Genomic DNA, 20,306 nt, shown 5'->3' on the forward strand with positions numbered 1-20,306 from the left:
GCCGGTCAGCCGGGTTTGACCATCTCCGCGGTGATCGCCCACCGTTCGTGGTCCCGCCAGGCGCCGTCGATGTGGATGAAGGCGGGCGAGAAGCCTTCGAGGCGGAAGCCGCAGGTGCGGGCCAGCGCGATCGACCCCGCGTTGCCGGGCTGCGCGTTGATCTCCAGCCGGTGCAGGCCCATCTCCCCGAAGGCGTACCGCACGACGAGGCCCAGCGCCTCGGTCATCAGCCCGCGCCCTGCCGCGTGGGCGAAGGCGCCGTAGCCGAGGGCACCGCACAGGAAGCCGCCCAGGACGATGTTGTTGATGTTGATGAAACCGGCGATGCCCCCGCCGTCCCGTTCGCAGACGAGGAACCCGGCCTTGGTCGGATCCTTGATCAGCCGGCCGGCGTAGACGGCGTAGGCGTCGATGTCACCGGGCGGGAAGAGCCAGGGGTGGTGCAGGCTCCTGCTCTCCCTGGCCCGAGCGGTGAACTCCGCGCCGTCCTCGATGGTGAAGTGACGGATGCCCACACGGGGGCCCTCGGCGAGAAAGCCGACGTTCTCAGGCATCCGGTCACCCTACGCGATCACCGACGCGGCGGCAGCTTCATCTGTCAGCGCAGCGCGGGCTCGTCCAGGGTGAGTGTCCCCGCGTCCGCGTCGAGCTCGGCGCGGACTCCGAACGGCATCGTCAGCGTCCCCTCCGCGTGCCCGAACCCGGCGTGCTCGACGACCGGGACGCCGAGCGGGCCGAGCCGGTCGGCGAACACCGCGCGGAGTCTGTCGTACGGGCCGCAGTCCGCCCAGGAGCCGAGGGCGACGCCGGCGACTCCGTCGAGCCAGCCGCTGCGCAGCAGTTGGGTCAGGATCCGGTCCAGGCGGTAGGCCTCCTCGCCGACGTCCTCGATCAGGAGCAGCCCGCCGCGGGCCCCGGCACGGGTGTGCGGGGTGCCCAGCCCGGCGGCCAGCAGGCTGGCGCAGCCGCCGAGCGTGACACCGCGGGCCTTCCCGGGCACGAGCGGAGCGGCCTCGGAGGAGGCGATGGTCCGGACCGACTCGGGTTCGAAGAGGGTCGCCCGCAGATGCTCCTGGGACCGCTCGTTCTTCACGAAGCCGAGGGACGACACCATCGGGCCGTGCAGGGTCGCGAGCCCCACCCGGGTGGCGAACGCCTCGTGCAGGGCGGTGATGTCGCTGAAGCCGACGAAGACCTTGGGACCCGCGGCGCGGATGGCGTCCCAGTCGAGGAGGTCGATCATGCGCTGGGCGCCGTAGCCGCCTCGGGCGCACAGCACCGCGGCCACGTCGGGGTCGCACCAGGCCGCCTGGAAGTCGGCGGCCCGGTCCGCGTCCGTCCCCGCCAGGTAGGCGAACTCGTTGTGCCGGTCCAGGACATGGGGTGCCACGACCGGGTCGAGGCCCCAGCCGCGCAGGATGTCGAGGCCGGCTTCGAGCCGCTCCTCGGGGACGGGCCCGCTGGGTGCGACGACCGCGACCCTGGCCCCGGCGGCGAGCCGCGCGGGCCTGGTCAGTGCGGTGATCGGTGCGGTCGTTCGGGTCACGCGTGGGGCTCCAGGTGCTGATGGTTCGTGTGCGGGTGGTTCATGTGCCGGTGCCGGTGGTTGGCGTGCGCGTGGTTCATGTGCCGGTGGTTCGTGTGCGGGTGTTCACGGCCGACAGCTCGGATTCAAGGGTTCAGGTGCCGGTGTCGCGATCCAGGTGCCCGGTGCCGGCGTTCAGGTCCCTCGGGTTCCTGTGTCTCCGGTTGCCGGGCCGCCTCACTTGGACAGCTCCAGGGTGGGGATGCCGGGCGGGTCCAGCCCGAGGACCTGGGCGTACAGGGAGAGTTCGGACTCCAGGGCACGCACCATCGTCTCCGCGCGGCGGAAACCGTGGCCCTCGCCCTCGAAGGCGATGTAGGCGTGCGGGACCCGGCGGCCCTGCTCCTCCAGCCTGGCCAGGAACCGCTCGCACTGCACGGGCGGGCAGACGGCGTCCTCGAGCCCCTGGAGCAGCAGGAAGGGCGCGGTGATCTTGTCGGCGTGCGTGGACGGCGACCGCTCGGTGTACCGGGCCGGTACCTCGGCGATCGGGCCGACGAGCGATTCCAGGTACTGCGACTCGAAGTCGTGGGTCTCCCCCGAGGCCCATTCGGTGAGGTCGATCACGGGGTAGAGGATCGTGCCGCAGGCGTAGACGTCGGTGGTGGCCAGCGAGGCGGCCGTGGTCCAGCCGCCCGCGCTGCCGCCGCGAACGGCGAGCCGCCGCCCGTCGGCGGTGCCCTCCTCGGCGAGGGCGAGCGCGACGGCCGCGCAGTCCTCGACGTCGACGACACCCCACTGCTCCCGCAGCAGGTTGCGGTACTCCCGTCCGTGGCCGGTCGATCCGCCGTAGTTGACCTCGGCCACCCCGATGCCGCGGGAGGTGAAGTAGGCGATCTCCAGGTCGAGCACCAGGGGCGACCTGCTGGTGGGGCCGCCGTGGACCCATATGACGTACGGCGGGAGTTCGTCGGCGCGGCCCACATGGCCGGGGTGGTGCGGCGGGTAGATGTGCGCGTGGACCTCGCGGCCGGCGGGGCCGACGAAGGTGCGCATCTGGGGTTCCGGGTAGTAGGCCGGGTCGACCGGGTCGTCGTGCGCGGCGCCGATCACCCGGGCCCGCCCGGTGCGGGCGTCCAGTTCGACGACCTCGTGGGCGCTGCGGGGGCTGGCTCCCACACCGACGACCCTGCTGCCGTGCACCGCGAGCGTCGGCGAGAACTCGGTCCAGGGTCCGGCCGCGTCGACGACTTCGCCGGTCTCGGGGTCCAGGATCCCGAGCGCGGTGGTGCCCCGTCCGTGCACGACGGCGACCAGTCCGCTCTCCAGCGGTGCGAACCACCGGAGGCCGACCTTCCAGAGCGGTCCCCCGAACTCCTCCTCGCGCGGACAGACGGCGACCGCCTCGCCGTCCGCGCACAGGCGGTGGAGGTTCCACCAGCCGCTGCGGTCGCTGACGAACAGGAGCGTGCCGTCGGCCGCCCAGTCGGCCTGGGCGACGGACTCCTCCGGGCCGCCCGCGACGGGCCGCGGGGCGGACAGCGTGCCGTCCTCGGTGACGTCCGAGAGGATCACCTCGGTGCCGTCCCACGGCATCCGGGGGTGGTCCCAGGCGAGCCAGACCGCCTGCCGGCCGTCCGGGGAGAGCCGGGGGCCGGTGACGAACCGGTGCCGCCCGTCGGACAGTTCACGCACGGCGGCCCGGTCCCGCGCCGCCGATCCGTCCAGCGGCACCGCGACGAGGGCCCGGCGCACGTCGGTGGCTCCGCCGCCGGTGAACTCCTCCATGACGCACCAGACCTCACCGAGCTCGGGGCGCAACTGCGGGTCCACCCAGCGCAGTCCGCCTCCCACCGGCGAGAGAGGTGTCAGCGGGCGCGGTTCGCTCCCGGGTTCCCAGTGGTAGAGGCGCTGGTCGGCAAAGTCGACGAAGACGACGAGCGGGCCTTCGGGGCCCATGACCCCCGCCCAGGGGCTGCCGCCGTACTCCATGACGCGGCTGCGGACGTTCCACGGGGCGGGGAGGACCGCCTCCTCGGTGCCGTCCGCCGTCCGCCGCACGAGTGTGCGCCGCCCGCCCTCGGCAGGCCGGGGCTCGGTCCACCAGGCCTCGTCGCCGACGAAACCGACGAACTCGGGATGGCCGTCGTGCGCCGCGGCGAGCCGCGCGTCGATCGGCGAGGGCCATGAGCCGTATGGCGTGGTCTGCATCTCGTCCCCCTAGGCCGTGCGCAGGAAGCGGTCGAGGACGCGGACGCCGAAGTGGAGCGCCTCGACCGGGACGCGCTCGTCGACTCCGTGGAACATCGCCTGGTAGTCGAAGCCCTCGGGGAGCTTGAGCGGCGTGAAGCCGTAGCCGGTGATGCCGAGGCGGGAGAACTGCTTGGCGTCCGTGCCGCCCGACATGCAGTAGGGGACGACATGGCCCTCGGGTGCGAACTCCTCGACGGCCGCCCGCATCCGCGCGTACGTCGGCGTGTCCAGCGGCGCCTGGAGCGCCACCTCGTGGTGATGGAACTCCCACTCCACGTCCGGTCCGGTGAGCCGGTCCATGGTCGTGCGGAACTCGTCCTCGCCGCCCGGCAGATAGCGGCCGTCCACGTAGGCGACGGCCTCCCCGGGGATCACGTTGATCTTGTAACCGGCGCTCAGCATCGTCGGGTTGGCGCTGTTGCGGACGGTCGCCTCCACCAGCGCCGCGGCCGGTCCGAGCTTGCTCAGGAGGGCGTCCACGTCGTCCAGGCCGCCGTCCACGCCGTACAGGGCGGCGAGTTCGGTCAGGGCGGCCCGCACGGTCGGGGTGACGCGCAGCGGCCACTCGTGGGCGCCGATGCGGGTGACCGCTGCGGCCAGCCGGGTCACCGCGTTGCTCCGGTTCACCTTGGAGCCGTGTCCCGCCCGTCCCCGCGCGGTGAGCTTGAGCCAGCCGGTGCCGCGCTCCCCCGCGGCGATCGGATAGAGCTGCCGTCCGCTGCCGTCGTGGAAGGTGAACGCCCCCGACTCGCTGATGCCTTCCGTGCACCCCTCGAAGAGGCCGGGGTGCTCGTCGGCCAGGAAGCCCGAGCCGTCCTCGGCGCTCGCCTCCTCGTCCGCGGTGAAGGCGATGACCAGGTCGCGGCGGGGCCGTACCCCTTCGCGCGCCCAGGAGCGGACGACGGCGAGGATCATCGCGTCCATGTTCTTCATGTCGACCGCGCCGCGTCCCCAGACGACGCCGTCGCGGATCTCTCCGGAGAACGGGTGGACGCTCCAGTCCTCGGCCTGGGCCGGCACGACGTCCAGATGACCGTGGACGAGCAGGGCGTCGGCGGACGGGTCGGTGCCCTCCAGCCGGGCCACGACGTTCGTACGCCCCTTGGTGCGCTCCAGGAGCGTGGGCTCCAGGCCCGCCTCGGCCAGCCGCGCGGCCGCGTACTCGGCGGCCGGGCGCTCCTGGCAGTCCCCGCCGCCGCGGTTGGTGGTGTCGACGCGGATGAGGTCCGAGGTGAACCGGACGACCTCGTCCAGTGCCCGTTCGTCAGCCATACTGCTCCTCCACCGCGGCCGAGACGATCGTGGTGACCGCCTTGAAGGTCCGAATCCCCTCGTACATCGTGTCGCTGGTGTACGCGATCTTGCGCTCACCGACACGGCCGACCCCGGGGACGACGGTGGCCGCCATGGCCAGATGCTCGGCGTCGAACTCCAGGGCGATCGTGAACGGCCCGCCGGCGACCGGCTCGTGCCGCACCGCGAGGGCGGCCGCCTCCTTGGCCGCGGCCCGGATGTCCGCCGCGGTCCTGGCCGGGGTGCGGCACACGGCCGCGTACCGCGAGACATGGTCCTTCACGGCGACCTTCAGTGCCTCCGGCGCGTACCCCAGGGCGTCCTCGCAGGCCACGTCGTCGCCGGTGACCAGGACGACCGGCACGCCGTACTCGGCGACGACGCGCGCGTTCAGCAGGCCTTCGCTGGCCCGTACGTCGTCGACCCACACACCCGTGATGGAGTTCGCCAGATAGGTGTGGGCGAGGACGCCCTCCATGCCCGCGCCCGCGTGGTAGCCGACGAACGCGATGCCGTCCACGTCCCCGTGCTGGACGCCCTCGACCATGGACAGCGCCTTGTGCCGCCCGGTGAGCATCTCCGCTCTCTCGTCGAGCCGCTCCAGCAGCAGGTTCCGCATGGTCCAGTGCGCTTCGTTGATCAGCACCTCGTCGGCGCCGCCGTCGAAGAAGCCGAGCACCGCGGCGTTCACGTCCGAGGTGAACAGCGCGCGGCAGCGCTCCCACTGGGGAGTCCCCGGCAACACGTCGGCCGGCCAGGTCACACCCGTGGCGCCTTCCATGTCGGCGCTGATGAGGATCTTCATGCCGAAACCGTACGCGCTTCGGCCCGGACCCGGCAGAGCCTGTGGACAACTCCTGCCGGTCCGGGCCGGCGTGTCACCCGGGGCGTCCGGCCACCAGCCACCGCGACGGAAGTTCGATGAGGGTGCCGTCGGGCGTGTGCTCGGTCGTGAAGAGCGGGAGCTCACCGCTCGCGAGGACGGTGAGGCCGGCCTGGCGCAGATGCTCGGGGACCGCGGCGTCCTCGACCTCGCCCGGGGCGATGCCGTGCCGGAACACCGGGGCCAGTTTGGCCGGAGGACCGTCCTCGCTCCGGGCGAGGGCGCGCAGGATCGGACCGGCGGCCTCGGCGAGCTCGACCAGGAACACCCGGCCCCGGTCGCCCGCGAGGACGGCCAGGCCGTCCGCGAGCGGCTGCCGGTCGTCGGGCTCCGACTGGTGGAGCACGCCCCGCATGTAGACGTTGGCGTCGCCGAGCTCCGCGTGCAGCGCCTCGGTCTCGGCCTTGTCCGCCGCGTCGAGCAGCCGGTAGCGGGCCCGGCCCGCCGGATCCGCGTCGCGGGCGTGGTCGAGCGCCGCGGGCACGAGGTCGGTGCCGACGACCTGCGGGAACCGGTCGGACAGGAAGCGGGTCTGGGTGCCGTTGCCGCAGCCGAGGTCCACCAGGGGCAGGTCCGGCGCGGTCAGATGGGGCTCGAAGTGGGCGAGGTGGACCGCGGCGGTGAGCGCCGGCTCGGCGTCCCAGAGGACTCCGCCCTGCCCGCTGGGGGCCTCGCGCCAGAAGCCCTCCCAGGCCCCCCTGTACCGACTGCTCACGCTCATGCCCGCTCCCCGGGTCGCGACCGCGCCCGCCGGCACCCGGCGGGCCTGATCGGTCTACCGCGCCGGGCGTGCGCCGACAAGCCGCCGGCGCATTCCTTCACCGCTCATTCGAACCCCGTACCCCTTCGCCCACCGGAACCGCGCCGGCGTGCGGGAGGCGGCGGGAACGGATCAGCCGCGCGGGAGCGTCAGTTCGAACCACACGGTCTTGCCCGCGCCGGTGCGGCTGGCGCCCCACTCGCGGGACAGCGCGCTGACGAGCCGCAGTCCGCGTCCGAACTCGTCGCCCGGACCGGCGCTGAGCAGGATCGGGAGCGTGTGGTCGTCGTCGTCCACCTCGCACAGCAGGGTGTCGCCGCGGACGAGCCGCAACTCGATCCGGCGACTGTGCGCGTGCCGTACGGCGTTGGTGACGAGCTCTCCGACCATCAGCTCCGCGTTGTCGGCGAGAGCCGTCAGCCCCCACTCGTGGAGCTGTTCGCGCACCACGGCGCGCGCTCGGCCGGCCTCCGCCGGGTCGAGCGCCAGGCGCCATTCGGCGACGGCCTCGGGCCCGATGCCGTAGAGCCGGGCCATCAGCAGGGCGACGTCGTCCTTGCGTCCGCCGCGGGTGTTGAGGGCCCGGATGATGGTGTCGCAGGCCTGGTCCATGGAGGCGGCCGGGTGGGCGGCCGATTCGCACAGGGTGGCCAGGCCGACACCGATGTCCTCGCCGCGCACCTCGACCAGTCCGTCGGTGCACATCACGAGCCGGTCCCCGGGCCGCACCCGGACGCGGACCGCTTCGAAGGGCACTCCGCCGACGCCGATGGGCGCCCCGGTCGGCAGGTCGAGCAGCTCGCTGCGGCCGTCCGCGGCGCGGACCAGGACCGGCGGGATGTGGCCCGCGTTGGCGAGGTGCAGCATCCCGGCGATCGGGTCGTAGACGGCGTACAGGCAGGTCGCGAGGTAGGTGTCGCCGAGGCGCTGGGCGAGGTCGTCCAGGTTGCGCAGGAGCTGGGCGGGCGGCAGGTCGAGCGCGGCCATGGTCTGCACGGCGGTGCGCAACTGGCCCATCATCGCGGCGGAGTTGAGGCCGTGGCCCATGACGTCCCCGACCACCAGGGCGGTGCGCGAGCCGGGCAGCTTCACCGAGTCGAACCAGTCGCCGCCGACGCGTCCGAGGAGTGTTCCCGGCAGATAGCGGGTGGCGATGTCGCAGCCCGCCATGCGCGGTTCGATGGTCGGCAGCATGCTGTCCTGGAGGGTCTCGGCGACGCTCTCCTGATAGGTGTACATGCGCGCGTTGTCGAGCACCAGGCCCGCACGGGCGGCGAGTTCGGCGCCGGTGACCCGGTCCATGTCGTTGAACTCGACCCGCTCGGGGTGCCGGAGCAGGATCATGAACCCGAGCACCACCTGCCGGGCCTTGAGGGGCACGACGAGCATGGAGCGGCCGGTGATGAGCGGCCTGATGTCGCGCTTCTCGAACTGCGCGGCGATCATGTGGCCCATCTGCTCGCTGATGCGCGGCACGAGGACGGGCTCGCCGGTGGTCATGCACTGGAAGAAGGGTGTGTGCGCCGGGAAGGGCATGGCCTCGCCGACCGGCACGACGTCGTCCCAGCGGCCCGGCTCGTCCGTGTGCTCCAGGGCGACCCGGTGCCACATGGTGGTGGTGTCGGGGACGCCTTCAGGGAAGCCCTCACCGGCGACGACCTGCTCGCGCAGATAGGTGCCCGCCACGTCCGTGAAGCGCGGCACGACGGCCCGGCTGACCTCCACGATGGTCCGCGACAGGTCGAGGGAGGTGCCGATGCGCCCGCTGACCTCGTTCAGGAACTCCAGGCGCTCCCGCACCGCCACGTACTCGAGGTCCTCGCCCTCGTCGTCCGGGAGGTCCTGCGGCAGGGGCGCTCCGGAGGCCGCGGCCCGGACGGCCCGCTCGCGGCGCGCCCTGCGCTCCGCGCGCCGGGGCACGCCCCAGTCGGGGGTGACGGGAACCCGGTCGTTCTGGCTGAACTCCAGGACGGGATAGCCCAGTTCCAGCACCTGGGAGACGATGCGGGCGCTTTCGCCGACGCTCATGCTTGGCAGGATGTCGGGGAGCCGGCGGGCCAGTTCCTCGGCGCCGGGGAAGTCCGTGTGCAGCGCGAAGCCCGGTGCGATGCGCTCGAAGGAGACGTCGTCGTCCTCGTGCCGCATGGCGGCCGCGTCCGCGGCGAGCACGAGCAGCCGTTCCGGGCCGGGGCCCACCAGCGGGTAGGCCCACCACAGGACGTCGATCCGCTCGGGACGGGCGGTGGTGAGCCGGGCGCGTCCGGCGGCGGGATAGGAGAGATGTCCGTCCAGGGAGGACTCCAGGCCGGGGCCGAGTCCGTCGTACGTGGCGCGGCTCCCCAGGGGAGTCGCGCCCGCGTCCTCGGGGAGCGCCCCGGAGACCGGGAGCAGGTCCGCCGCGTGGCGGCCCAGCGCCTCTTCCTTGGGGGCGCCGAAAAGGCGTCGTGCGCCGCTGCTCCAGTGCGAGACGAGTCCGTCACGGTCCACGACCACCACGGCCAGCGGGATGCGTCCGGCGTCGGCGTGCTCCGCCACGCCGTTCCCGGCTCCGGGGCCGGGAGTCGCGCCCGCTTCGGTGCCACGGTCCATGGCCCAGGCCCTCTCTCCCCACGGCTCCGCATGATCTGGTCGGCCTCCACCACCGTACGGCGGCGGCTCGTCGCGATGTGCGACAACGCGGGAATTGGCGTCGGCAGCGGCGGCTCCGGCGCGCGGGGTGCCCGCCCGGGCGCCTGTCGGGCCCGGCCGGCGGGCGGGGGCGCGCGTCAGTCCTCGTGTCCCACCAGCAGGTCGTGCTCCGTGCGGCCGCCTCCGGCGACCTGGAGCACGGTGGCCACGGGCGGGTAGCCGGCCGCGATGACGGTGTACTCGCCGGACGACAGGTCGATGAACCGGAACGTCCCGTCCGGGCCGGTGGTGAGGGTGTCGACGACGTTGCCCGCGGCGTCCAGCAGGGTCACGCGCGCGTCCTCCACGGGCCGTCCCCCGCCCGCCCGGACGGTACCGCGCAGCACGGCGCCACCGGCGAGTTCGACGTCCTGGCGGGTCTCGTGGGCCGCGTGGACGGTCACCGGGAGGGCCGCGGGCCGGAACGCGGGCGCGCCGGCGGCGAGGGTGTACTCGCCGGCCACCAGTTCCGTGATGACGTAGCCGCCCTCGCGTCCGCTGCGGGTGGTGGCGACCACCTCGCCGTGGACGTTGGTGAGGGTGACGGTGGCCTCGCGCACGGGGGTGCCGTCCGCGGTCAGGACGCTGCCGGTGAGCCGTCCGGCGCCGCCCAGCACGACGTCGAGCTCGACCGGCCGCTCGCCGACCGTGACCGAGACGGCCTGCGGCTGGTGCCCGCCTGCCGCGGCGATCAGCACGTACGAGCCCGCCCCGGGCGTGGACAGCGCGTACCGGCCGTCCTCCGCGCTGGCGCCCCGGCCGATCTGCTGTCCGCCGATGTCGATGAGGGTGAGCGCGGCGCGTGCCACGGCGGTTCCGTCGGGGTGCTGCACGGTGCCGCAGACGGGGAGCCCGGCGGCGTACCCCGAACGGGCCTGGGGGATCCGGTCGTTCGTCCGCGCGGCGGCCGGGTCTGCGGCGGATGCGTTGTGGGACACCAGCGGTCTCTCCTTGAGGAAGCAGGCGATGAGCAGGCCGAGGACGAGGACGGGGACGAGGTAGAGGAAGATCCTCGGCATCGCCTCGACGTAGGCGCCGATGTAGGGGGCGCGCAGGGCGGCGGGCATCGCGTGGACGGCCTGCGGGGTGATGGACTCGGGGTCCGGGGCCGCCCTCCCCGCGCGCGGGGGCAGGCGGTGGGCGAGCGCGTCGGCCAGCCGGTGGGCGAAGAGCGTGCCGAAGACGGCGGCGCCGACGCTGCCGCCGATCTGCCGGAAGTAGGTGTTGGCGCTGGTGGCGGTGCCGAGGTCGGCGGGCCGTACGGAGTTCTGCACGGCGACCACCAGCACGGGCATCACCATGCCGATGCCGACACCGAGGACCGCCATCCAGAGGCTGTACTGCGGCCGGGGCGTGTCGGCGTCGAGGCGAGAGAGGAGCCCCATGCCGGCGGCCGCCAGGGCGCAGCCGAGGGCCGGGAACACCTTGTGGCGGCCGGTGCGGCTGACGATCTGCCCGGAGACGACGGAGGCGACGACGATGCCGCCCATCATGGGGAGCATCAGGAGCCCGGACTCCGTGGCGCCGGCGCCGTCCGCCATCTGCAGGAACGTGGGGAGGTAGCCGGCGGCGCCGAAGAGCGCGGCGCCGACGACCAGGCCGACGAGCGCGGTGACGTTGAAGACGGGGTCCTTGAACAGCCTGAGCGGGATGAGGGGTTCGACCGCGAAATGCTCGACGACGAGGAAGAGCGCCGTCGTCGCGACCGCGCCGGCCGCCAGCGCGAGGACGGTCCGTGAGCTCCACGCGTACTGGGTGCCGCCCCAACTGGTCAGCAGGACGAGGCAGGTGGAGGCGGCGGCGAGGAGCAGGACGCCGAGGACGTCGACCCGCCCGCGGACGGCGGGCTTCGGCAGCTTGAGGACGACGGTGACGACGGCCAGGGTGAGCAGGCCGAAGGGCACGTTGACGTAGAAGCACCACCGCCAGGACAGATGGTCGGTGAAGTAGCCGCCGAGCAGGGGTCCCGCGACCGAGGCGAGCCCGAAGGCGGCGCCGATCAGGCCCATGAACCGGCCGCGGCGGCGCGGCGGCACGATGTCCGCGATGATCGCCTGCACGCCGATCATGAGCCCGCCGGCACCGACGCCCTGGACCGCGCGGAAGGCGATCAACTGGTCCATGGTCCGGGCCCGTCCGGCGAGCGCGGAGCCGATGACGAAGACCGCGATGGCGAACTGGAAGACGCCCTTGCGGCCGTAGAGGTCGCCGAGTTTTCCGTAGACGGGGAGTCCGACGGTGGAGGTGAGCAGGTAGGCGGTGATCGCCCAGGACATCCGGTCGAGGCCGTGCAGTTCTCCGACGATCCTCGGGAGCGCGGTGGCCACGATCATCTGCTCGAGCGCGGCGAGGAGCAGGGCCGGGATCAGTCCGCAGAAGATCAGCCGTACCTGGCGCGGGGTCGGCCCGACGGGCTCGGCGGCGGGCGGAGCCGGGTCGCGCGGGGGTGCGAGGGCCGGTTCGTCCCGCACCGAAGTGATCCCGCCCATGTGTCCGCTCCCCTCGTCGCGCCCGCCGCACAATTGCCGCCAATCGCGACAACTTCCGGCAAGCGTGACGAGTTACGGCATAGCGCCGCACAGGAGGGAGATCCACCCGAAACGGTGAGGGCACAACACGCTTTCGGGGGCGGCCTCTTGGCGGTCTCGACCGTCAAGTCGCCGCCCGGAGGCCGTACCTGAGCCTCCGGGAACCGCTTCGCCCCGGAGGGCGGGGCTCACTTCTCGGTGTGCGTGGCGAGGTTGGCGAGCAGGGTGTCGTAGATGCGGCCGAGGCCCTTGGGCGCGAAGGTCCGCTCGAAGAAGCCGCCGATGCCGCCCGCGCCGTTCCAGACGCTGGTGACCACGACGCGCGACTTCCCCTCGCCGGCCGGGGTGACACGCCAGGTGGTGACCATGGAGGAGTTGCGGTCCTTCTCGACGAGCTCGCCGTCGGTGGGCTCGCTCACCTCCAGCAGGCAGTCACGGACCCGCTTGCTGGTGGCCTGGAGCTTCCAGTGCACCAGGGTGCCCTCGCCGTCGCCGCCCTCGCGGACCTCGTACTCGCTGAAGTGCTCGGACAGCAGCTTCGGCCGCGTGCCGCTGTAGTCGGCCAGGGCGTCGAACACCGCCTCCGCGTCCGCCGCGATGACCCGCTCCGTCGTGGCCTCGACCTGCGCCATGGCACTTCCTCCAGCACTTGGTTCCCGGGATGTGCGGCCAGCCAACCACCCGGTGCCCCGGCCGCCCAAATCGGGGTGCCCGTGGGCGCGCGCGGAACGCGTCGGGAATCAGGTCGCACGATCAAGGGAACATGTGTTCTATTCTCTGTCCAGTACTACCTAGGAGGCGCCATGCGCTGGGAGAACCTGACAGCGGACCCCGCCGGGGGCCCCGCCCGGGACGCCGCCCTGTTCGGCGCGGACGCGGTCACGACGAGGACGTTCGACACGCCCGAGTTCCGGGGGATCACGTTCCACGAGATCCGGGCACGGTCGATCGTGAACCGGGTGCCGGGGGCCTCCCGGATGCCGTTCGAGTGGACCGTCAACCCCTATCGAGGCTGCTCACACGCCTGCGTCTACTGTTTCGCCCGCAAGACGCACAGCTATCTGGACCTCGACACCGGCCTCGGCTTCGACTCGCAGATCGTGGTGAAGGTCAACGCTCCGGAACTGCTGCGCCGCCAGCTCGCCTCGCGCCGCTGGCACGGCGAGCACATCGCCATGGGCACCAACGTCGACTGCTACCAGCGCGCCGAGGGCCGCTACCGGCTCATGCCGGGCATCATCGCGGCCCTGCGCGACCACGCGAACCCCTTCTCGATCCTGACGAAGGGCACACTCATCCTGCGCGACCTCGACCTGCTGAAACAGGCCTCCGAGGTCACCGACGTCGGGATCTCGGTCTCCGTCGGCTTCACGGACGGCGAGCTGTGGCGCACCGTGGAGCCGGGCACACCGGCCCCCGAGCGCCGCCTGGACGTCGTCCGCGCCCTGACGGAGAACGGCATCGGCTGCGGTGTCCTCATGGCCCCCGTCATCCCCTTCCTGGGCGACCACCCCGCCCAGCTCCGCGCCACGGTGCGGGCCATCGCCGCCTCGGGAGCCACCTCGGTGACCCCTCTGGTGCTGCATCTGCGGCCCGGCGCCCGCGAATGGTTCATGGCCTGGCTGGAGCACCACCACCCGCATCTCGTACGGCGGTACGAGCGGCTGTACGCGGAGGGCGCGTACGCCCCGAAGTGGTACCAGCGCCGGATCACCCGTCAGGTCCACGAGCTGGCGCAGGAGTACGGCATCGGCCCCTCGCGCGCGGGAATGCCCCGCCGGATCACCCCGCCCGGGCCCGTGGAAGCCCCGGCTCCCGTCACCCCGGAACCGACGCAGTTGACCCTGCTCTGAGGGCCGATGACGATCCGTCACGGCGCACTGTCGCGCGCCCCCGCCCGACCGCCTCCCCCAAGGGCCGCCGGTACGGCCCGTGACGGCATCCGAGCGCATCGGGCCATCCAATCGGGTCGAGTCTCGCCGGAACACGTTCTTCCAGGACCACCGCCCGGCACGATACGGCGAAGGCCGTGGCGTGCACGGCTCAGATTCCTCCGTCCTGGGAGGCCTTGTGAAGAAACACGCAGCCGCGCTGTGCGGGGCGGCCGTCGTGCTGGCCGGGATGATCACGTCGATCCCCGCCGACGCGAGCACCGGCCCCGGCGCCGCGCCACCCACCACCCGGACCGCCGAGCCCGTCTGGAAGAAGTGCGGCACCAGCGACTATCCGACGCTCCAGTGCGCGTCCGTGAAGGTGCCGCTGGACCACTCGAACCCCTACAGCGAGCGGATCACCCTCGCCCTGTCCCGTGTCCCGCACACCGCCAAGACGTACCAGGGACCGCTGCTGGTGAACCCGGGCGGTCCCGGCGGCAGCGGACTCACGCTGGCCGGTTTCGTCGCCTCCGCGCTGCCCGAGGCCGTGGCGGCGCAGTACGACGTCATCGGCTTCGACCCGCGCGGTGTCGGCAAGAGCAAGCCGGCCCTCGACTGCGAGCCCGGACACTTCAAGCCCGTCCGCCCCGACACCGTCCCGAGCACCCGGGCCCTCGAGAAGGCGAACCTCGCCCGCGCGAGGAACTTCGCCGTGGCGTGCGCGAAGAAGTACGAGAACCTGCTGCCGTACCTCGACACGGTGAGCGCGGTCCGCGACATGGACGCGATCCGGGCCGCCCTCGGCGCCAAGAAGATCAACTACTTCGGCTACTCGTACGGCACCTACCTGGGCGCCGTGTACGCCAAGCTCTACCCCCAGCGGGTGCGCCGGCTGGTCCTCGACTCCATCGTCGACCCCACCGGGGTGTGGTACGACGACAACATCAGCCAGGACTACGCCTTCAACGACCGTCACCTGGCGTTCCTGGCGTGGGTCGCGAAGAACGACGCCGTCTACAAGCTCGGCACCGACCCGGCCGCCGTCGAGACCAAGTGGTACGCGATGCGCGCGGCGCTCGCCAAGGAACCCGCCGAGAACAAGGTGGGCGCCTCCGAGCTGGAGGACACCTTCATCCCGGGCGGCTACTACAACGGCTACTGGCCCTACCTAGCCGAGGCGTTCGCGTCCTACGTGAACGACAAGAAGTCGGACGCGCTGGTCGAGGCGTACGAGAACTTCGGCGCCGTCGACGCCTCGGGCGACAACGGCTACAGCGTCTACACGGCGGTCCAGTGCCGTGACGCGTCCTGGCCGCGCGACTGGAGCCAGTGGCGCAAGGACAACTGGGCGGTGTACGACAAGGCGCCGTTCATGGCCTGGAACAACGCCTGGTACAACGCGCCGTGCGCGTTCTGGTCCACGGACTCGCTGCGGCCGGTGGACATCTCCAACCGCAAGCTGCCTCCGACGCTGCTGTTCCAGGCGACCGACGACGCGGCCACTCCCTACGAGGGAGGGGTGACCGTCCATCACCAGTTGCGCGGCTCCAGCCTCGTGGTCGAGCAGGGCGGCGGCAACCACGGCATCACGCTGAGCGGCAACGCCTGCCTCGACAAGTACCTCGCGGCCTATCTGACCGACGGCAAGGTGCCGCGCGGCGGCGGCGAGGCCGACGCGGTGTGCAAGGCGCTGCCCGACCCGAAGCCGCTGGCCGCGAAGGCCCTGTCCTCCTCGTCCCAGGGCTCGACCCTGCACCGGATGCTCGGTCACCGGGGCTGACCCTCCCTGACCCGCAAGCCCGTCGGGGGCGCTGTCGGACCCGTGGTCCACGATGGACCCATGAACGAGCCGACGACCGCCTTCGCCCCCGACGGGCCCCGGGTCCGCGAGATGACCCTCGACGACTGCGCGCGCGTGGCCGAGATCCGGGTGCGCGGCTGGCAGCACGCGTACAAGGGCCTGATCCCGCAGTCGTACCTGGACGGACTCAGCGTGACCGAGGACGCGGCACGCCGGCGCGCCCGCCTCGAACAGGGCGACGGGTCCGTCGTGAACCTGGTCGCGGAGCGCGCCGGATCCGTGGTCGGCTGGGCCTGCCACGGACCGCACCGCGACGACGAAGTCCGGTCCCAGGACGTCGAGTTGTACGCCATCTACGTACACCCGGATGTGCTGGGCCAGGGGATCGGGCACGCCCTGCTGCGGGAGTCGGTGGAGCGCTGCACGGCGGCCGGGCGCGAGCGCATGCTGCTGTGGGTCCTCAAGGAGAACGCCCCGGCCCGCCGCTTCTACGAGAGAGCCGGCTTCGGCCCCGACGGCGCCGAGGAACCCTTCGAGGCGGCCGGGGTCGCGGTGCCCGAGGTGCGCTACGCCCGCGTACTGACCGGCACCGGCCCCGCCCGGGCGCGGACACCGGCGGAGTCACCCTCTGAAGGGTCCTAGACCTGCCCGTCGGGCAGCCGGGCCAGCGCGCGCACGGCCGTCTCCGCGAGCGCCGGGTGGGCCAGCGCCTCGTTCAGGACCCGTCTGGCCCGCGCGTCGCCGAGGACGCCCAGGCCCTCCGCGCAGGCGAGGGCGACCTTGCGGTAGGGGTCGTGCGGGCGCAGCCTGCGCTCCAGGGTGGTGATCAGCGCGGGTACGGCCTCGGGCGCGCGCAGTTCGACCAGGAGCCGCACCGGCTGGAGCGCGTACGCGACCCGCAGCTCGTTGGTGGCCAGCGCCGCGGCGGCGCGGGCGGTGCGCGGGTCGCCGAGCCGGGCCAGGGCGTGGGCGGCGGACGCGCAGCGCTGCGGATCGCGGTGGTTGAGCAGCAGGACGAGTGCCTCGAAGGCCCGCCGGTCCCCTGCCGTGCCGAGCCGGAAGGCGACCAACTCCCGCGCCCAGAGCGGCTGTCCCGGCTCGGTCAGCGCCGCGGCGAGCACCTCGGGATCCCCCGTCCCGGCCAGACGTTCGTAGGCCGCCGATGCGCCGGACCCGGCCTCGGTCCGCAGACGCTCCGTGAGCGATCGCAACGCTTCGTCCATGGGGCGAGCTTAGGCAAGCGGGTGACGTGCGGGGACGTACATCACAAAGTCGGGGGCTGGCGCGCTCGTTACCGGCGGGTTAAGCTCAGACGAGCGAGTTACCCACTCGTGTCTCACCTCTCGGTGGCCTGGTGACGCAGCCACCGTGAGCGCAGTCGGTTCGGTACTTCAGGTACCTCTCAGTACGACATGGCTCCGGGACAGGGCCGGTCGGCTTTCACCGCCCGTGGGCGCCCGTTCGTCGGCACCCCCGGGACGGCACCGGGCGTGTGCGCTCGTCAGCCCGGAAACACCCGCAACCTCCGCACGGTGTGCGCCTGTCGGCGTACCCGCGTGCGCTCCTCAGTCGTCACCTCTCCCAGGAGTCCCGCGATGGCCACTCCCCTGTCCGACACCCCTCTGTCCCCGCTCAAGACCGTCGCCGTCGTCGGCCTCGGCACCATGGGAACCGGCATCGCCGAGGTCCTGGTCCGGGCCGGCCGTGACGTGATCGGCATCGACATCAGCGAAGCCGCCGCAGCACAGGCCGTGGCCACCCTCGAAGCCTCCACCGCCCGCGCCGTGCGCCGCGAGCACCTGAGCGACGCGGAGCGCACGGACGCCCTCGCCCGCTTCCGCACCTTCACCGACCTCGCGGCCGCGGCCGACGCCGACCTCGTCATCGAGGTGACCCCGGAGTCGTACGACATCAAGCAGCAGGTCTTCCGGGCGCTCGACGGCATCGTGCGCCGTGAGGCGATCCTCGCGACGGGCACCAACGCCCTGTCCGTGACCCGTCTCGCCGCCGACTCGGCGCACCCCGAGCGCGTGCTCGGTCTGCACTTCTTCAACCCGGCGCCCGCGATGAAGCTCGTCGAGGTCGTCTCCTCGGTGCTCACCGCGCCGACCGCCGTGGCCGCGGTGACCGATCTGGCCCTGGAGCTCGGCAAGGAGCCGGTCGCGGTGGGCGACCGCCCCGGTTTCGTCGCCGACGGACTGCTCTTCGGCTACCTCAACCAGGCCGCCGCGATGTACGAGGCGAAGTACGCCTCCCGCGAGGACATCGACGCGGCGATGAAGCTCGGCTGCGGACTGCCCATGGGCCCGCTCGCGCTGCTCGACCTGATCGGCGTGGACACCGCGCGGACCGTCCTGGAGGCGATGTACTCCGAGTCGCGCGACCGGCTGCACGCCCCCGCGCCCATCCTCAAGCAGCTCAGCGAGGCGGGCCTGACCGGGCGCAAGTCCGGCCGCGGCTTCTACTCGTACGAGGCCCCGGGCAGCGACGCCGTCGTGCGGGACGCGCTGACGCCGCTGGAGGGCTCCGTCCTGGCGGAGGGCCGCACGATCCGCTCGGTGGGTGTCGCCGGCTCCGGCACGATGGCCTCCGGCATCGCCGAGGTCTTCGCCAAGGCCGGGTACGAGGTCGTCCTCGCCGCCCGTACGGAGGAGAAGGCGCAGACCGCCAAGGCCCGCATCGGCAAGTCGCTCTCCCGTTCCGTCGACAAGGGCCGCATGACGGCCGAGGCGGCGGCGAAGACCCTGGAGCTGATCACGCCGACCGGCAGCTACGACGACTTCGCCGACGTGGACCTGGCCCTGGAGGCGGTCGCCGAGGACCTGGAGATCAAGCAGCAGCTCTTCGGCACGTTCGACAAGGTCTGCAAGCCCGGCGCGATCCTCGCCACCACCACCTCCTCGCTGCCCGTCGTCGCCTGCGCCCGCGCCACCTCGCGCCCGCAGGACGTCATCGGCATGCACTTCTTCAACCCGGCCCCGGCGATGAAGCTCGTCGAGGTCGTGCGGACCGTGCTGACCGCGGACGACGTGCACGCCACCGTGCGCGAGGTCTGCGCGAAGATCCGCAAGCACCCGGTGGACTGCGGCGACCGGGCCGGCTTCATCGTGAACGCGCTGCTCTTCCCGTACCTGAACAACGCGATCAAGATGGTGCAGGAGCACTACGCCACGCTGGACGACATCGACGCGGCGATGAAGCTGGGCGGCGGCTACCCGATGGGGCCGTTCGAACTGCTCGACGTGGTCGGGCTCGATGTCTCGCTGGCCATCGAGAAGGTCCTGCACCGCGAGTTCCGGGACCCGGGGCTGGCCCCCGCCCCGCTTCTGGAGCACCTGGTGGCCGCGGGCTGCCTCGGCCGCAAGACGGGCCGCGGCTTCCGCGAATATGCCCGCCGCTGAGGTTCCGGGCGACCGGTTCGCGGACGACGCCGACTGGGGCGGACTGCTGGGCCACGCCGGACACCCCCCGCCCTTCCCGGGCGGGGGGATCCCCGGTCATGAGCGCTCTCCTGCGCACATGCAGTACGTTCGGGGCATGTCCCAGCCCGCCAGGTCCTCACGTACACCAGCCACGCCCGACGCGCCGGAGAGCGCCGCGGGCAGTCGCGCGGCGGCCCAACGCCTCAAGATGCGCCGGGAACTGGCGGCCGCGGCCATGGAGCTGTTCGCCGCCAAGGGGTACGAGGCGACCACCGTCGACGAGATCGCGGCCCAGGCCGGAGTGGCCCGCCGGACGTTCTTCCGCCACTTCCGCTCCAAGGAAGAGGCGATCTTCCCCGACCACGACGACACCCTGATCCGGGCCGAGGCGGTGCTCAACGCGGCCCCCGCGCACGAGCATCCGCTCGACACCGTGTGCCGCGGCATCAAGGAAGTCATGAAGATGTACGCGGCCCAGCCGGAGATCTCCGTCTCCCGCTACAAGCTGACGCGCGAGGTGCCGACGCTCCGCGAGGCCGAGATCGCCTCGGTGGCCCGCTACGAGCGGCTCTTCACCCGCTATCTCCTCGGCCACTTCGACGAGCACGCGCACGACGACGACGCCAACGACGATCCGCTGCTCGCGGAGGTCGCCGCGTCGGCCGTGGTCACGGCCCACAACCACGTCCTGCGGCGGTGGCTGCGGGCCGGCGGGCAGGGCGACGTGGAGTCCCAGCTCGACCACGCCTTCGCCATCGTCCGCAAGACCTTCGGCACCGGGATCGGCGCGGGACGGGAGACCGCGCCGCGACCGGCACCGGCGTCGTCCTTCACCGAGGGGGACGTCCTGGTGACCGTCGCCCGTGTCGACGCCCCGCTGGACCAGGTGATGCGCACCATCGAGCAGGCCCTCAAGGAACGGTCGTAGCGACCCGCCGCCCCAGGGCGGCCCCTTTCTCCGACCACGCGCCGGACACGCTCACTTCGAGCGCGTCCGGCGTTTTTTGTGCCCTGGTTTGAGTGTTTTGCGGCCCGATCTGATCGATCATCGCTCACGTGTTACGTAAAGATTTCACCTGAGCGCAACTTCTGGCACTCCGTGCCTTGTCAGGTGACACGGCGTGCCATACGTTGAATGTGTCCGGGCGGCCGGCGTGCAGAGACCATTCGTACGCCGGCTGTCCCCGCAAGCCCCATGGCCTGCGCGCCCGGACGCCTGCGTCACAGGCAACCTCCTGCGCCAACCACAGCGCTGCCACAGCACCACCTCCGCCGGACCGACGGCACACCCCTCAGCAGC

Annotated in this window: 15 protein-coding genes; 5 read left to right on the forward strand and 10 right to left on the reverse strand. The window is 72.4% G+C overall.

Features of this window, described 5'->3' with window-relative positions; all coding sequences use genetic code 11:
- Nucleotides 1–5 precede the first annotated feature (5 nt).
- The 9 genes from ACZ4TO_RS05725 to ACZ4TO_RS05765 form a co-directional block, all read right to left on the reverse strand.
- Nucleotides 6–554: a GNAT family N-acetyltransferase gene (locus ACZ4TO_RS05725; protein WP_382795211.1), complete on the reverse strand. Its 549-nt coding sequence runs from the start codon at nucleotides 552–554 to the stop codon at nucleotides 6–8.
- A 44-nt stretch (nucleotides 555–598) separates the two neighbouring features.
- Entirely contained in the window at nucleotides 599–1,525 is a 927-nt protein-coding gene (locus ACZ4TO_RS05730; RefSeq protein ID WP_468023790.1) for a S66 peptidase family protein, read from the reverse strand.
- Nucleotides 1,526–1,762: 237 nt separating this feature from the next.
- Nucleotides 1,763–3,736, reverse strand: coding sequence for an LpqB family beta-propeller domain-containing protein (locus ACZ4TO_RS05735; RefSeq protein ID WP_468023516.1), 1,974 nt, complete (start codon nucleotides 3,734–3,736; stop codon nucleotides 1,763–1,765).
- A 9-nt stretch (nucleotides 3,737–3,745) separates the two neighbouring features.
- Nucleotides 3,746–5,050 carry a M20/M25/M40 family metallo-hydrolase gene (locus ACZ4TO_RS05740; RefSeq protein ID WP_382795205.1) on the reverse strand — a complete coding sequence of 435 codons (1,305 nt, stop codon included), beginning with the start codon at nucleotides 5,048–5,050 and terminating at the stop codon, nucleotides 3,746–3,748.
- Nucleotides 5,043–5,876 (reverse strand): M55 family metallopeptidase, encoded by an 834-nt coding sequence (locus ACZ4TO_RS05745; protein ID WP_382795202.1) that lies wholly within the window; start codon nucleotides 5,874–5,876, stop codon nucleotides 5,043–5,045. The genes ACZ4TO_RS05740 and ACZ4TO_RS05745 overlap by 8 nt, the downstream gene beginning before the upstream one ends.
- 73 nt (nucleotides 5,877–5,949) lie before the next feature.
- Nucleotides 5,950–6,675 (reverse strand): class I SAM-dependent methyltransferase, encoded by a 726-nt coding sequence (locus ACZ4TO_RS05750; RefSeq protein ID WP_468023517.1) that lies wholly within the window; start codon nucleotides 6,673–6,675, stop codon nucleotides 5,950–5,952.
- A gap of 171 nt (nucleotides 6,676–6,846) precedes the next feature.
- Nucleotides 6,847–9,303 (reverse strand): ATP-binding SpoIIE family protein phosphatase, encoded by a 2,457-nt coding sequence (locus tag ACZ4TO_RS05755; RefSeq protein ID WP_468023518.1) that lies wholly within the window; start codon nucleotides 9,301–9,303, stop codon nucleotides 6,847–6,849.
- 176 nt (nucleotides 9,304–9,479) lie between these two features.
- Nucleotides 9,480–11,870, reverse strand: coding sequence for an MFS transporter (locus ACZ4TO_RS05760; protein WP_468023519.1), 2,391 nt, complete (start codon nucleotides 11,868–11,870; stop codon nucleotides 9,480–9,482).
- Nucleotides 11,871–12,097: 227 nt separating this feature from the next.
- On the reverse strand, nucleotides 12,098–12,541 hold the full coding sequence (locus tag ACZ4TO_RS05765) for an SRPBCC family protein (RefSeq protein ID WP_382795191.1): 444 nt from the start codon (nucleotides 12,539–12,541) through the stop codon (nucleotides 12,098–12,100).
- A 171-nt stretch (nucleotides 12,542–12,712) separates the two neighbouring features.
- Between ACZ4TO_RS05765 and ACZ4TO_RS05770 the strand changes: the two genes are divergently transcribed.
- The 3 genes from ACZ4TO_RS05770 to ACZ4TO_RS05780 all read left to right on the forward strand — a co-directional run bounded on the left by ACZ4TO_RS05770 (nucleotide 12,713) and on the right by ACZ4TO_RS05780 (nucleotide 16,226).
- On the forward strand, nucleotides 12,713–13,762 hold the full coding sequence (locus ACZ4TO_RS05770) for an Rv2578c family radical SAM protein (protein WP_468023520.1): 1,050 nt from the start codon (nucleotides 12,713–12,715) through the stop codon (nucleotides 13,760–13,762).
- Between the two features lie 217 nt (nucleotides 13,763–13,979).
- The gene (locus ACZ4TO_RS05775) at nucleotides 13,980–15,563 is read left to right on the forward strand and encodes an alpha/beta hydrolase (RefSeq protein WP_468023521.1); all 1,584 of its coding nucleotides are present in this window, start codon (nucleotides 13,980–13,982) and stop codon (nucleotides 15,561–15,563) included.
- Nucleotides 15,564–15,623: 60 nt separating this feature from the next.
- Nucleotides 15,624–16,226 carry a GNAT family N-acetyltransferase gene (locus tag ACZ4TO_RS05780; protein ID WP_468023522.1) on the forward strand — a complete coding sequence of 201 codons (603 nt, stop codon included), beginning with the start codon at nucleotides 15,624–15,626 and terminating at the stop codon, nucleotides 16,224–16,226.
- Here the strand turns inward: ACZ4TO_RS05780 and ACZ4TO_RS05785 are convergent.
- Nucleotides 16,223–16,807, reverse strand: a complete 585-nt coding sequence (locus ACZ4TO_RS05785; protein ID WP_382795180.1) for an adenylosuccinate lyase — start codon at nucleotides 16,805–16,807, stop codon at nucleotides 16,223–16,225. The genes ACZ4TO_RS05780 and ACZ4TO_RS05785 overlap by 4 nt on opposite strands.
- A gap of 372 nt (nucleotides 16,808–17,179) precedes the next feature.
- Here ACZ4TO_RS05785 and ACZ4TO_RS05790 point away from each other — a divergent pair, with 372 nt between their 5' ends.
- Nucleotides 17,180–18,985 (forward strand): 3-hydroxyacyl-CoA dehydrogenase family protein, encoded by a 1,806-nt coding sequence (locus ACZ4TO_RS05790; RefSeq protein WP_382795177.1) that lies wholly within the window; start codon nucleotides 17,180–17,182, stop codon nucleotides 18,983–18,985.
- A 136-nt stretch (nucleotides 18,986–19,121) separates the two neighbouring features.
- Nucleotides 19,122–19,934: a TetR family transcriptional regulator gene (locus tag ACZ4TO_RS05795; protein ID WP_382795174.1), complete on the forward strand. Its 813-nt coding sequence runs from the start codon at nucleotides 19,122–19,124 to the stop codon at nucleotides 19,932–19,934.
- The last annotated feature ends 372 nt before the right edge of the window (nucleotides 19,935–20,306 follow it).

This window comes from Streptomyces sp. NPDC028298, assembly GCF_055565895.1.

Coding starts and splice junctions, on each gene's coding strand:
- ACZ4TO_RS05725 (WP_382795211.1), bottom strand. CDS start 554: ATGCCTGAGAACGTCGGCTTTCTCGCCGAGGGCCCCCGTGTGGGCATC.
- ACZ4TO_RS05735 (WP_468023516.1), bottom strand. CDS start 3,736: ATGCAGACCACGCCATACGGCTCATGGCCCTCGCCGATCGACGCGCGG.
- ACZ4TO_RS05740 (WP_382795205.1), bottom strand. CDS start 5,050: ATGGCTGACGAACGGGCACTGGACGAGGTCGTCCGGTTCACCTCGGAC.
- ACZ4TO_RS05745 (WP_382795202.1), bottom strand. CDS start 5,876: ATGAAGATCCTCATCAGCGCCGACATGGAAGGCGCCACGGGTGTGACC.
- ACZ4TO_RS05750 (WP_468023517.1), bottom strand. CDS start 6,675: ATGAGCGTGAGCAGTCGGTACAGGGGGGCCTGGGAGGGCTTCTGGCGC.
- ACZ4TO_RS05755 (WP_468023518.1), bottom strand. CDS start 9,303: ATGGACCGTGGCACCGAAGCGGGCGCGACTCCCGGCCCCGGAGCCGGG.
- ACZ4TO_RS05760 (WP_468023519.1), bottom strand. CDS start 11,870: ATGGGCGGGATCACTTCGGTGCGGGACGAACCGGCCCTCGCACCCCCG.
- ACZ4TO_RS05765 (WP_382795191.1), bottom strand. CDS start 12,541: ATGGCGCAGGTCGAGGCCACGACGGAGCGGGTCATCGCGGCGGACGCG.
- ACZ4TO_RS05770 (WP_468023520.1), top strand. CDS start 12,713: ATGCGCTGGGAGAACCTGACAGCGGACCCCGCCGGGGGCCCCGCCCGG.
- ACZ4TO_RS05780 (WP_468023522.1), top strand. CDS start 15,624: ATGAACGAGCCGACGACCGCCTTCGCCCCCGACGGGCCCCGGGTCCGC.
- ACZ4TO_RS05785 (WP_382795180.1), bottom strand. CDS start 16,807: ATGGACGAAGCGTTGCGATCGCTCACGGAGCGTCTGCGGACCGAGGCC.
- ACZ4TO_RS05790 (WP_382795177.1), top strand. CDS start 17,180: ATGGCCACTCCCCTGTCCGACACCCCTCTGTCCCCGCTCAAGACCGTC.
- ACZ4TO_RS05795 (WP_382795174.1), top strand. CDS start 19,122: ATGTCCCAGCCCGCCAGGTCCTCACGTACACCAGCCACGCCCGACGCG.